The sequence below is a fragment of the Bacteroidales bacterium genome (assembly GCA_014860575.1).
GTDB lineage: Bacteria > Bacteroidota > Bacteroidia > Bacteroidales > JAAYJT01 > JAAYJT01.
Map to the genome: position 1 here is coordinate 171,280 of JACZJK010000043.1, position 13,429 is coordinate 184,708.

The 13,429-nt window shown below is 43.7% G+C and carries 8 protein-coding genes and 1 tRNA gene; 1 reads left to right on the forward strand and 8 read right to left on the reverse strand.

Annotated features, from left to right (window positions below; all coding sequences use genetic code 11):
- Positions 1-28: 28 nt before the first annotated feature.
- The 8 genes from rsgA to IH597_12380 form a co-directional block, all read right to left on the reverse strand.
- Complete coding sequence (gene rsgA, locus IH597_12345; GenBank protein MBE0663241.1) at positions 29-1,099, reverse strand: ribosome small subunit-dependent GTPase A; 1,071 nt, start codon at positions 1,097-1,099, stop codon at positions 29-31.
- A 237-nt stretch (positions 1,100-1,336) separates the two neighbouring features.
- On the reverse strand, positions 1,337-3,301 hold the full coding sequence (locus tag IH597_12350; protein MBE0663242.1) for a tail fiber domain-containing protein: 1,965 nt from the start codon (positions 3,299-3,301) through the stop codon (positions 1,337-1,339).
- A 24-nt stretch (positions 3,302-3,325) separates the two neighbouring features.
- The gene (locus IH597_12355) at positions 3,326-5,017 is read right to left on the reverse strand and encodes a tail fiber domain-containing protein (protein ID MBE0663243.1); all 1,692 of its coding nucleotides are present in this window, start codon (positions 5,015-5,017) and stop codon (positions 3,326-3,328) included.
- 10 nt (positions 5,018-5,027) lie between these two features.
- Positions 5,028-6,800, reverse strand: a complete 1,773-nt coding sequence (locus tag IH597_12360) for a tail fiber domain-containing protein (protein MBE0663244.1) — start codon at positions 6,798-6,800, stop codon at positions 5,028-5,030.
- 45 nt (positions 6,801-6,845) lie between these two features.
- Positions 6,846-8,003, reverse strand: a complete 1,158-nt coding sequence (locus IH597_12365; protein MBE0663245.1) for a T9SS type A sorting domain-containing protein — start codon at positions 8,001-8,003, stop codon at positions 6,846-6,848.
- A 369-nt stretch (positions 8,004-8,372) separates the two neighbouring features.
- Positions 8,373-9,290, reverse strand: a complete 918-nt coding sequence (locus IH597_12370) for a hypothetical protein (GenBank protein ID MBE0663246.1) — start codon at positions 9,288-9,290, stop codon at positions 8,373-8,375.
- Between the two features lie 66 nt (positions 9,291-9,356).
- Positions 9,357-10,511, reverse strand: a complete 1,155-nt coding sequence (locus IH597_12375) for a T9SS type A sorting domain-containing protein (protein MBE0663247.1) — start codon at positions 10,509-10,511, stop codon at positions 9,357-9,359.
- A gap of 384 nt (positions 10,512-10,895) precedes the next feature.
- The gene (locus tag IH597_12380) at positions 10,896-12,809 is read right to left on the reverse strand and encodes a choice-of-anchor J domain-containing protein (protein MBE0663248.1); all 1,914 of its coding nucleotides are present in this window, start codon (positions 12,807-12,809) and stop codon (positions 10,896-10,898) included.
- 436 nt (positions 12,810-13,245) lie between these two features.
- Between IH597_12380 and IH597_12385 the strand changes: the two genes are divergently transcribed.
- Positions 13,246-13,323 (forward strand) — tRNA-Val (locus tag IH597_12385).
- The last annotated feature ends 106 nt before the right edge of the window (positions 13,324-13,429 follow it).

A 13,429-nucleotide genomic window follows, 5' to 3' on the forward strand; every position in this document is an offset into this window, starting at 1 on the left:
AGGCTGGGAAGTCCAAATGCAACCCAATTCAGGGCTTTCTTTGCTTAATGTCCTTATCAAGATAGTTCTTAATGATTTTCCCGAAAATCTTTTCCTTTTTACGTTTCTCGGCCACGGTAGTTTCAAAATGCGATTTTTCTTTCTCCATTTTCAGGTAGTTATCATAGGATGCCGGATCCAATTCCCCACTATCAAGCGCCGCCAGGATAGAGCAGCCAACTTCATGTGTATGCGTGCAATCTTTGAACCTGCAGTTTCCGGAAAGGCTGATGATGGAGTTAAAAGTAGCTTCCAATCCACCAGATACATCGGCAATTCCAACTTCCCGCATACCGGGGTTGTCAATGATTATTCCTCCGTTTGTTAGCACAGTCAGTTCACGGTGGCTGGTAACATGCCGCCCCCTTTGCGAACTCTGGCTGATCTCACTTGTTTTCATGATGTCCCGGCCGGAAAGATTATTCAGCAAGGTGGATTTACCAACTCCTGAAGAGCCGAGCATACAGTAGGTTTTCCCCTTTTCGATAAGATTACTCAAGGCTTCCATACCGTCCAGGGTTTCGTTGCTTATTGCAAGTACAGGAACATTTTTTATCCGATCCTTAATGCTGTCAAACAATTCTGAAATTCTTTGATTGTCTGTCAGGTCGGTTTTGGTCAGGACAATAATCGGCACCACCTTGCCTGAATAGCAAATGGTAAGAAACCTTTCGAGGCGGTTAATGTTAAAATCCCGGTCGGCAGCCTGTACAAGGAACGCGAAATCAATATTCGTTGCGATTAGCTGTATGTCGCCCGAAACACCGACTGCCCTGCGTTTCAAAACAGAAAACCTTGGCAATATTTTATGGATCACTGCGAAATCATGATCATAGATAACCAAAGCAACCCAATCTCCCACGGCAGGAAAATCTTCCCGTCTGCCGGCTGTAAACCGCATGTTCCCGGTTATTTCCGCTTCAAATTCGCCTTCGGATGTCTTAACAAGGTATCGTTCCTTGTATTCGGCAATTATTCTTCCGATTTCAAGGTTGTCGGGGTTTTGATCAACCCATAATTGCTGAAGTTTGCTGTTCAGCCCCAGGTCTTCTAAATGTATTTCCATGACCCAAAAGTATGGATAAATTTTTTTCTGAAATACCGAGATTGTATGCTTTCTTCTTCATGCAGAAACTGGGCAGCGAGTCAAGGGTATGGGATCGCTTTTTTGTGATGCAGTGATGCAGTAATACAATGTTACTGATTTTGTTGTTTTGCCAACTGCTCATTGCCTATTGCCAACTTTTCCCCGATAGGCCCTTCTTTGAAACGGAGAAATATAGATTGCCAATTGCTATTAATCAAGTGAAACGCGTTTATTAGCCTGCTCATCTGGCAAATCTAAAAATGCTTCAAGCGTTTCGAGCCGGGTTTTAAGAGACTCAATTTCCGTATCTTTTTCTAACCTGAGTTCGCGGATTGCTTCTACCAAAATAGCAGTTAAGCCTCTTTCGGATACAAACAGGTAACCCTCATTATCGGCATCTACCCAATCCGGGAAAATCCGCTGCACTTCCTGCGCTATTAATCCGGTTTGCCTGCCGGGAAGCGCGAGGCGGTTTTCAATGGCTTCGGGTTTATATTCGAATGTGTAGCCTTTGAGTTTTAGAAGTTGATCAAGCATACCGGGCTGAATCGGCTCAATAGAATGTTTCAGCCTGGCATCGGAAAATACAGACCACGCGCCGCCACCCGTCTTGGCTGCATTGCCATTCACTGCCAGCGCCCACGTACCCACCGCAGCTGTTTTTATACCAACGCCACTTGTGCCAACAACATAAACAGTACCGCTGTTCATATTAATGAGAGTGCTTGCAGACAGATTTATGTTTTGGTTACTATTAATTGAAGTCGAACTGTTTGATCCTATGGTTATAGTTTGTGATCCTAGAGTAAAGTCTGATGAAGCCATCAAGTCCATGTCGGTTCCTGAGTCCAGAATCAACTCTGAACCTGATTCAATTTTCATATCATTTCCTGAAGAAATGACAAACATTGTATTGTCAGGTTTACTGATTTCCGAAGCACTGATTTTTATTTCTGAAGTCCCACTCTTTATATGGAGAGGAACTGTAGGTGAGGTTTCACCAATACCGACATTTCCCTGGAAGTAATTCCTGCCACCCTGGAAATAACCGGCATAACCTGAAGCGCTGTTGGTTCTGCCATAAACGCCATAACTGGTTCCGCTCGTTGCAGTAGCAAACCCATAAATAGCCCTTCCTGATGAACTTGCAGCATAAGCCTGCACACCGTATGCTGTTCCGGTCGTTGCATTTGACATCGCAAAGACACCAGTGCCCGCAGTGCTTTCAGTTTCGCCATAGATGCCATAGGTGATTCCTGTTCCATGAAGTACACTCCCCCTGACACCGGTACCACTTATGGCTGCTGAGCGCGCCCAAATTCCGTAGCTTGTGCCTGCTGTAGCAGTGTGATCAACATATACACCACGCTGAGTTTGGTTATCCAAAATATGCAGGGGGAATAATGGAGCATTTTGCCCGATTCCTACATTACCGTTTTCGTAGTAGATGTCGCTGGTATTAGCTACCTGGTTCCAGATAGTTGGTTCCCAGGCCGCATTTCCATCCGGATCGCTTGTAAGGATTTTTCCGCCCCCCTGTGTGCCGTCCTGTATCCTCAAATCACCAACAATATGCAGCCTTGTGCCTGGACTCACAGTGCCTATGCCAATATTGCCATCTGTGCCCACATGCATTCGTACCGCATTATTGGTAACCAACCTCAATGCTGTGTTATTCTGGGTGCCTACCGACGCATCATTGAGGTTGGCAGTGCCCCTGAGCAATGCGCCACCAGTTCTCTCCACATGCCAACTCACTCCGACGCCTCCTAATAGATGCAAAGGATATTGCGGATTGGAGGTTCCAATACCTACATTTCCGGTATTTCGGAAAATATTGCCTCCATCCGATTCCCATTGGTTTCCACTATTTGTAACCAGCGTCAACCATCCGGTTCCGTTATACAGGAAAAGTGATTCTACATCGGTATCGTAAACAACTAGCCCATTGGCCTGACCTATCATGGCAATCCGGTCGGAAGTTGTCATACGCGGAGGCAGAAATCCTTTTTCAGTGGATTGCACATCCAGCATGGCTGAACTGTGAGGGGTGGCGTTTGCATCATCGGAGATGACTACGCCCTGTGAAAATGTTGCGGATGACATCATTACAGATAGGATGAAAATCAACATTTGCCTGTAGATAAAAGACAAATTTGTAATCGGTTTTTTCATAAAGATTACTTGCTTGGTGTTTTATTAATTATTTTGCTGTTCAATTTTTGAAACACGACTCATCAGGTCGTTGATCATCTCGTGCTGAGCGTTTATTATTTGCTGTTGCTCTTTGATGGCTTCGGTCAGCACTGGAATTAGCCCGATGTAATTAATGCCTTTGTAATCAACGGCCTCATAATGGTTTCCTTTCTGTTCTTCTATTTGATTGGATCCGGGGTCATGCATATCTTTTACCAGTTCGGGGAAGATCTGCTCTACTTCCTGTGCAATGAAACCAAATTGACGGCCTTTTGACAGGTTCATAAAAACATATTCATCCGATTTATAATCATACGAATATGCCTGTAACCGGTTGATTTTTTCGAGACTGTTATCTATTTTATTCATATTTCGATATAGTCTCTTGTCTGATCCTCCGTAAAGAGTTCCTGAGATTTTGACATCTCCATAAAAACTAGCGGCCCAGCCAGGGCTGCTAAAATAGCCACCGTAACCAAAAGAACCTTGAGCAATAGCATAAACGGCATAATGATAATTACCTTCATTGTTAACGTCAAAGTAACCACCGATTCTGTAATACGACAAAGTAGTACCTTTTGACTCTGCAAGAAAAGCAATTGCGTCCTCACTGTTATCTCCTGTGGCAGATACTTTCAAACCTAAATTGGTTCCCACAAATTGGCCACCAGCCCCACTGCTACTGAGATTCTGACCATAAACCCCAACGCCATCCGGGCTGATGGACCTGCCATAAACTCCATAATTTGTTCCTGAAGTTGCAGACGCTAGTCCATAAACTCCGCGACCAAAAATAGAAACTGATTCACCGAACACACCATAATTTGCATTGGTAGTACTGAAATTCTTGCCATAAACCCCGGCTGAACCCGCTCCTGATGAGGTGTTCAGTGCAAACCCCCTGATACCAGTAGCATTGGCCGATGCTGATTCCGTCTCTCCCCAAACTCCGGGGAAAGTTCCGGTAGTCCCGGTCTTAACTCCCCGAATGGCCCACCATGAAGTAGTGGCATAAATACTACCATCAGCCTGCAGGCGATAGGCAGGTTCAGAGACCCCCAATCCGGTATTTCCGTTTTTCAGCATGACAAGGGCGTCGCTACTGCCGGATATCCCGTTACCAATCACAAACAGACGGTCGCTTGCTACCCATTCCGTAGCACTGACCGGAATATAGGAAGTGTTGTTGTATCCGAAAGCGGTTTCAGCGAATGAGGGTGCTCTGGTATTCTCACCCCATGCTGTAGCGCTTGTACCTGAAGCAATGCTGTTAAATCCCCATGCAGTTGATTGGGAACCAGAAGCTGTTGTTACTGACCCCCATGCATTGGAGAACCATCCAAAAGCGGTATTGTTAAAACCAATTGCTGTAGAATAGTAACCAATATTTTCAGAATCCCATTGAGTGCCGGTAACACGACCAGCTCGGAAAGCAGCCTTGTCAGGGTACCACATCATGCGGGTACCCGGGCCTGAAACAGGTGCAAGACCAGGAGCGCCTTTCCACTCTCCCATAAACAATACATTTCCTTCACCGGTTCCCAGGCCAAAGGTTTGGAGTAAAGCGGATGGCACAGGCGGGTTTGGATCATTGGTAATTATTACTCCCTGAGCATTAACTTTTACTAATGTGTTGATCAGAAATAAACTGATACTTGAAATCAGTATTTTGTTGAAAGTGCTTCTTATTTTCATTTTATCTGAATTATTTATTTTTAATGATCATTAGTTTAAGTTCCTCAATTTCAGTAGTTAGTTTCTTAAGTTTATCAATTTCTTCCTGCTGGTGCTGAATTATTAACTGTTGTTCCTGCACAGCTTTAACCAGCGGAACGACAAATTCTGCATAACGGATGCTGTACAAACCGTTTTCATGAGCCGGGGAAATTACTCCGCTGAAATCATAATTGCTTTGTCTGGCAGCAGTTTCCACCTCCTGGGCTATGAATCCGGTTTGAGTGATGGCTTCTATATCATATTTTCCCGGCCATGAAATTGAATCTGAATTTTGAGCATACACGACTTTGTTCTGTTCGTGAATGTCGTAGCGGTAAGTAACCGGTTTTAGTTTCATGACGAAGGATAATCCGGGAACATTCTCCTGAATGTCTCTTTTAATCCGGGAATCACTATAGGTAGCCCAGTTGACCTGACCGCCAATCCAGGTAACACTGGTATTGCCTATATTCACATGATTGTTTGCGATGGTACCATCCCCTGCACCAAATCCAAGCATGGTCGTATTATAGATATCAGAAGGAGCGAAACTGCCATTGCCGAAGCCAAGAGTGGTATTGTAACCTCCGCTTATGTTACTATATAGCGAAAAGTTGCCAACTGCAACATTGCCAGTACCTTGCGTATTACTATAAAGAGCAGAGGCTCCTATTGCTATATTGCTGACACCAGTAATATTTGAATATAATGTGAATGAACCAATGGCTGTATTTTCCTGGCCCTGGTTATTCTTAAGTGCATTTGAACCAACTGCAGTATTGTCATACCCCACCGAATTATTTATGAGTGCAGAGGCTCCAATGCCTGTGTTATTTATTCCAGTTGTATTCGAACTGGTTGCCCGGTAACCCAGGCCGGTATTTGAACTCCCCTCAGTATTGTTGTTCATAACCTCATATCCAATGGCTGTATTATATTGTCCTGAAGTATTGTTGCGCAGCGTATTGTGTCCGATGGCGGTATTGTAATCACCGCTTACATTATAATAGAGTGCTGAATTTCCGATGGCAAGATTGCTGATTCCGCTGATGTTTTTAAACAAAGCACCATTTCCTATTGCAATATTATAATCGCCATCAGTATTAGAATAAAGCGCATACGGGCCAATACCAATATTCGTACTGCCAGATGAATTGGAGCGGAGCGCAGCCCTGCCTATCGCTAAATTGGAGCCAGGCAGGCTGTTATTGTAATGCAGTGCAGAGTCTCCGATGGCAATATTGTAGAATGAATTGACCATGTTCATGAGGGTCGCACTTCCAATGGCAATATTTCCTGACCCATTGAGATTTGAATACCCGGAACCGAGGCCGATGAAATAGTTTTTTCTGTCCGGGTCAAATTGGCCGGCAGGGATGTTGTTTAGTCTGAAATTAAGTGGCTGGTTATCAGTAGTTCCTATGAAATTTGTTTCAGGGTTGGTTCCTACATTGCCCGTTGTGCTCCATCCTTCGGAATAGCCTGACAGACGGATCCATTCAGTGCCATTGAAAAAGTAAAAACCGCTGGCATTGTTTCCCTGGTAAACTAAAAGTCCTGTGGAAGGGGCAAGGATTGAAATTCTTTGTGCCTGCGTCATCCGGGGGACAAGCAGCCCCTTGTTTATGGATTTCACATCCAGCATGGCGCTTGGATCTGGGGCGGAATTGTCGTTATTGATGGCAACGCCCTGGCTGAAAGCCTTGCCTGTGAGAGCCAAAATAACAAGTGCATATGAAATGATGAGTGGTGCTGTTTTCATATTTTTAATTTTTTGCATTGTATGACATTGTTTGATTTATTCTGATTACCGTCTGATCACTTTTCCCATATAAAGATTCTCACCTTGCAGCACGCGAATGATATAGATACCGCGGGGCTTGTCACTCAGGTTGAACTGGTAGCTTCTTTCTCCAAACATTGTGGTTTGCTGAACCAATTCGCCCATTATGCCGTAAATCTCAATATTTGCTGCAGCGCTTTCTGTTGCTTCAGGTAATTCAAGGGTGAAAATGCCTGTGGTGGGATTGGGATAGACTTTTATGCCCAAAGTAAGTGGCAAGACTTCTTCAAATTTTAGCTCAGGAATGGGCTGGTCGGCTGCGGCCACAATGACTTTGGCGTTTGCACAATACATACCATCGGTATCAATCCAGACGCGGAGGTAGCCGTTGGCTTCAACGAGAATTCCCGGAAGCAACAACACTGACTGTCCGGCCACCAGATGGATTGAGCCGCCGCTCTGCACAAAAAGGTCTTGCACAGTAACGGTTTGTAGGGCATCAAAACAGAGTTCCTGCCCATTGGTAATGGTTACGTTTTCAACCAGCCTGTTCATTGGTATATCACCCCAGTTTATACGGCCAAAGGGGTCGTTATCATAAGCATCGCCTGAGAAGTTACCACTGAAGTTTGTAATGGTTACCTGGCCAATATTCAGGGTCTTTGCTACATTGTACAGCTCATTGCCGGGTGTGGAGATAAATGCTACACCATCAATTGTTACTTCCTGACTGTTGTTAATGGTGAGAAAAGTGCTGCCTGCTGCCCCGCTCTTGAAAATACTGTTGTTAAGCGGGAATACCGGGTCAATGGTAGCACCTGACTGGATATTCAAACCATTGCCGCTCATTTTCTCGAAGGTAGTGTGATCCGCACCTATGGTTCCTCCCGAACTTACGATAAATACAAAGTAACCTGCAGAGGTAACGGTAACAGGGTCGCCATCTTCGCCTATAAGAGTGAGTTTGCCGCCATCTTTAACCGTAAGGGTTTTACCATTGCTTAGTTTAAGCATGGAACCTGATTCAAGTTTGAGGTCGCCGCCATTGTCAATGTCAACATTGCCATCCACATATATAGTGGTTCCACTGGTCATGATCATGTTGGTTCCGATTTTAATGCCTTGCGCATGAATCATGCCTGACAAAAGCATCAGAATAGAAAGAAGTATTATTTTTTTCATCTTATGGAGTAAAGGTTTAACATTTTTGATTTGCGAATACTCTGAAAACAGTGTGTTAAGGCTGTTTCAGAGCAAACTGGTATATGCGAATCAGGCCATTACATTAACACTTCAAAATAGCTGAATGGCCTGATGAAATGAATATTTAACAAATTATTAACAATTTGTCAGTCAGTATATTAACCAATAAAGGAAGGCCGGGTAAGGAACCAGAGTGGTCTTGTTTCGGGAAAGGGTTTGGATAGAAGATCGCTTGATCAGTATGTGTATGTATCTGAGCGATGGAATATCCAGAGCCCAGTTAAGCACTATAAGTCTGGACAGGGGATGTTTGCCATCGGTCATTTTCGATGGTCATGACCTCCGTGTTCAGTCTTTGATGCACCGCACTGAATAGCCATATAAAGGGTTGTTGGTCTTTCGCTCAATGGTGTTAAAGAAGTGAAACAAGTTGCGTTGCAACGATAGACCAGGTTCGGACTCTGAAGATGTCCACCAGCTTCCATAACTGCTTATGCTGCTGAAAGTGGAGTTTGGGAGTCTGAACCCGCCAGGTAAAGCAAAAAATCCGTACGAATCTAAACCTTCATTTGTGACCCAACCAGAAACTGATTTCAAATGTTTCCCTGCGTCGTTACCTCTCCACCCGGTGTTATCCCATATTGGATCGGCAATACTGTACTGGCTGTCAACATAACCCTCAAGTTCCTTCCATTCCCCATCAGCAGGTATATGCCAGCCTATAGGACAGATTCCCCTGGCGCCTTCAGCAGTTTCATATTGTATTGCCTCGCCCCATTGATATAGCCCGCCAAATATTAAGCAGTTGGCCTGGTCATTATTATAGCAATATTTTTCAACAATCTCATTATTGGTCTGGGTTATATTTCCAATGATCATAGTCCCGGCATCTAGGTTCTCACGCATCCAGCATTGCGATCCTATGATGATTGTTGTGTAGGTTCGGGAGTCATATTCCACAGTTCCGCAAGCAGTGCCATCCATATTCACACCCATGAACCACCTGCTACCATTGAACCACATAAGTGAATTCACGGTCGTGTTATAAACCATCAGGCCAGCCGGTGGATTTTCAATAGCGTTCATCTGCAACGTATTTAAACGGGGAGGTAAAAATCCATGATGACTTGATTGCAGGTCCAGAATTGCAGATGGATCCGGAGTGCTTGTTATGCTATCAGAGATAGCAACACCTTGAGCGTAAGAGATAACACCTGTTGCAAGAAGCAACTTTATTGTGATTATGTAATAAATATTGTTTTTCATGGTTTGTGTTGATTTTCGTTTGTAATGAGGGCCTGGTTTTCAGGAAAAAGCTAAGTTATCAGTGCTTTATTTCCTGATCACTTTTGCCACTTTAATTTTATCACCATGCAGCATACGAACCATATAAACTCCCCTGGCCTGACCCGATAAATCAAACTGGTGCTGCCCAGCGCCCGATACCTCAACTTTGCGGATCAGGTCTCCCATGGTACCATAAATTTCAACAATGGTTTCCGGGAGGCCTTCATTATGTGAGATTTCCAGTGTAAAAATGCCTGCAGTTGGGTTGGGGTAAATTTTTATATCTGCATTGGACAGCAAAGATTCTTCATACTTCAATTCCGGGATAATATGACTGCTTGCAGCCACGACCGCTTTAGCATTGCCGCAAATTATTCCATCAGGATCAATCCAGGCGCGCAGATAGCCGTTATCTTCAACAAGAATTCCAGGTAGCAAAAGCACCGCTTGTCCTGCCACAAGGTGTATCATACCACCGTTCTGTACCACCAGGTCCTGCACAGTGACGCATTGCACAGCATCAAAACAGAGTTCCTGTCCACTGGTAACGGTTACATTTTCAACCAGCCGGTTCATTGGCACTACACTCCAATGGATTCGACCAAAGGGGTCGTTTTCATAAGTCTCACCGGCAAAATTGCCACTGAAATTAGTAAAGGTTATTTCACCAAAGTTGAGGGTCTTGGCCACATTGAAAAGCTCATTGCCTGGTGTTGAAATAAATGCGACCCCATCAATGGTGAGTGTTTGGCCGTTGTTGATGGTGAGGAAAGTGCTGCCTGATGCTCCGCTCTGGAAAATACTGTTGTTGAGCGGTAATAACGGATCAATGGTAGCGCCTGACTGGATGTGTAGCCCTTCTTCACTCATTCTTTCGAAAGTAGCGTAATCTCCGCCAATGGTTCCACCGGAGCTGACGATGAACACAAAGTAGCCTGCTGAGGTAACAGTAACCGGGTTGCCATCCTCACCCATAAGGGTGAGTTTGCCGCCATCATTTACTATCAGGGTTTTTCCATTGCTCAACTTAAGCGCTGAACTGGCTTCTACTTGCAGTTCACCATCGTCAATACGGATATTTCCGTCCACATACATAACTGCTCCCTGCGTTATAATCATGTTGGCGCTGATTTGGATGCCCTGGGCAAGAGAATTTAATGCTGCTAATGCAATCAGCGAAATAATAATAAAACATCTCATATTGTTTGGGTTTTAGTTTCACTGTTTGAGTTGATTATCCTTTTTACTTAAGCTCAATACTTGCCTGAATGGTATAGCCTTGCTGCTAATTTGGCTGGTGTGTCTGAAGTATTACAAAGTTAAGTTCTATATAGTTAAAAAAGTCATAGCGTTTAGTGTATTTTAAAATCTTAACATATCATTAACGTTTTGCCAAACAGCAATTTGGTTACTAAAAACCTGCATAGTTTCTTGAGAGAAATTAGTCAGGCAGAGATAATATTTATTGATGCTACACTGGCCTGGCATGCCCATAATGAAAAGCGAAATAGTAAGAACAAAAAAAAGCCACTCCTTGCGAAGTGGCTATTTGAGGGCAGATCAAAACCCTAAGTTATTTCAGGTCTAGATCATTCTTCTGAACCTAAAGATTGCAAATGCAGCAATCAGGAAAATGCCGAGGTAAAGCGCCCAGTTGGAGAGGGGAATCAGGGTTGATTCTGCAATCAAATCAAAAGCAAGGTCATCACTTCTTTGATCTTTTGCGTATCCGGAACCTGTTTTATCAGCAGATACAAATGCAGGATCCTGGCTGCTGCGGCTTACACCGTTTCTGACAGGAACAGCAGGAATGCGCTGATGCGATAAGCCATCACCATCCAGCGAATTGTTCCATAAGAACCATGTACCTGAACCATTGGCTACATCAATCTGAGCCGAGAACCAGCCATCTTGCATCATGACCGGAACCGTGAGATCAGCTTCAAATTTATAGAGTGTGTATGAACCCCAGTTTCCATCGGAAGAAACATTGGCCAGCACATTCTGAACAATAGCCGGATTATCCCAGTCAGGTTCAAGCGCTTGAATACTTCCGGGCAGAATAGATGAAGGTGTTGTTGCGCCAGGATCTGCAAAAGTTCCGCCTTGTTCAGCAATTATATTGGCCTCATTATCAAGGATGGCATAATAATTTTCGTATGACCATGAGCCTGGAATGTAAATGGTTGATATTTCATCTCCAATTTCTACAATGAAATCATGGTATACAGGGCCAGCGCCAGAAAGAATTGTGAGATCAGTCAATACAGCACTGCCATTAACAAAAACCGTAACCTTTCCACCATTCCAACCATCGCCCCAATCATCTAACAATACTATTTGATATGTGCCTGCTGTTGTGGCTGTGAGTCCTGGAACATAAGCTTCAACATAATTGTAGAAACGGATAATAAATGGTTCCTGTGGGTTTGGAACTTGCTGAACAAATGAACCTCCAATAAACTTTAAAGCCAGCCCAAAGAAACTGACACTTTTAATTTCGCGGTCAAGATTCCAGAAATTATCAGCGCCTTCGTAATCTATTTGTGATGCCGGATCCAGCGTGCTTGTAATAGCAGTACCGCTGAAGTTCACACCCTGTGAGAACAAAAGGCCGGTAAGATCAATGCCCGCACCGGTGAGTTCCACTTTTCTTATAATTCTTGCATTGCTGTTTAAATCAATGGTTGCGGTTCTTACTCCTGGACTATTGGGTGAAAAGGCAACAGTAAGAGTTGTTGATTCGAAGAGGCCCAGTTCAATTGAAGCGGGAGGATTAACCAATGTAAATTCATTGGGTGCGGCTACAACTGTAGAAATCGAAATATCTGTAATTGAAAGGGTTCCGCCACCCTCATTTTTAATGATGAAATCTTTGGTAACAGGCATGCCTTGAGCCTCAACTGTACCAAAATCCCAGCTAATTGGGTTTATAGAAAATACAGGTACTGTAGGGACATAAATTGGTGGCCCTGATACATCATCAAGATATAACCTATCACCATCATCATTCACCCAAACAAAGGCTATATAAATGTCTTGACCATTATAGGCGCTTAAATCAACTATTTTTTGAATATACGTTGTTCCGGGCTCAGGATAACTTATTATATCGGTGAAGTCAGCATGAGTATTTTGTGACGCGTTTGATGCTTTAACATACAGTATTGATCCATAGTTAGTTGTAAACTGGTCACGAATCCAAAAGGTCAGGGTATTATTACCTTCGCTGACTGAAAGCTTCGGAGTCACTAACCAATCTTCTGCCAATCCACCTGAAACGGCTTCATAATTAACTGATGCACTAGCAGGAGCAGTTCTTGGATTTAAAGTATATCTATCCCAATCCCGAAGGGTTCCAATGTTATTCGTTCCGCGATATTTTGCCCATCCTTCAGGTGGGAAAGTTACGTCAGAAAAGCTTTCGTTGAGATTTTGCCCCCATGAGCTTCCCGCCCATAAAAGCAGCATTGCTGAAATCAGTAATAATTTTCTCATAGTTTGTTGTTTTTGATTAATAATTAATTGATTTGGTTAGTTATAACGAATTGCTATAATTGACTGATTGGAAAGAAAAGATATTTGGGAGGGAAAGTTAAGCCCGGAAAGAGCCAAAACAGTGCGGTAGTATTCATATTGAAAATGATGGGTTTAAATTGCGCGGCTAATGTAGAACATTTTGAACTAAAAAGCAATACACCAATTTTTTTATTTTTTTAATAGGTGTGTGGGTATAATTTTGCAGAATCAAAAAAAGGTGTAATTTTGCGCACCCAAAAAGGGAGTTTAGCTCAGCTGGTTCAAAGCATCCCGACCACAGTCGGGAGGGTCACCGTCAGAAAGAGCATTGAAATATTGGGAGTTTAGCTCAGCTGGTTCAGAGCATCCCGACTACAGTCGGGAGGGTCACCGTCAGAAAGAGCATTGAAATATTGGGAGTTTAGCTCAGCTGGTTCAGAGCATCTGCCTTACAAGCAGAGGGTCACTGGTTCGAATCCAGTAACTCCCACCAACCGAAGCCATGTTGCCGTGGCTTTTTTTTATGGCACACATTTACATTTTATATTCTCACTTTCTTGAGCAGTATTACGTTGGCTCAACTGATGACATACTTGAGG

What these genes read in the sequence shown, in the direction of transcription:
- IH597_12350 (MBE0663242.1), bottom strand. Translation starts at nt 3,301, where the DNA reads ATGAAAAAACCGATTACAAATTTGTCTTTTATCTACAGGCAAATGTTG.
- IH597_12355 (MBE0663243.1), bottom strand. Translation starts at nt 5,017, where the DNA reads ATGAAAATAAGAAGCACTTTCAACAAAATACTGATTTCAAGTATCAGT.
- IH597_12360 (MBE0663244.1), bottom strand. Translation starts at nt 6,800, where the DNA reads ATGAAAACAGCACCACTCATCATTTCATATGCACTTGTTATTTTGGCT.
- IH597_12365 (MBE0663245.1), bottom strand. Translation starts at nt 8,003, where the DNA reads ATGAAAAAAATAATACTTCTTTCTATTCTGATGCTTTTGTCAGGCATG.
- IH597_12370 (MBE0663246.1), bottom strand. Translation starts at nt 9,290, where the DNA reads ATGAAAAACAATATTTATTACATAATCACAATAAAGTTGCTTCTTGCA.
- IH597_12375 (MBE0663247.1), bottom strand. Translation starts at nt 10,511, where the DNA reads ATGAGATGTTTTATTATTATTTCGCTGATTGCATTAGCAGCATTAAAT.
- IH597_12380 (MBE0663248.1), bottom strand. Translation starts at nt 12,809, where the DNA reads ATGAGAAAATTATTACTGATTTCAGCAATGCTGCTTTTATGGGCGGGA.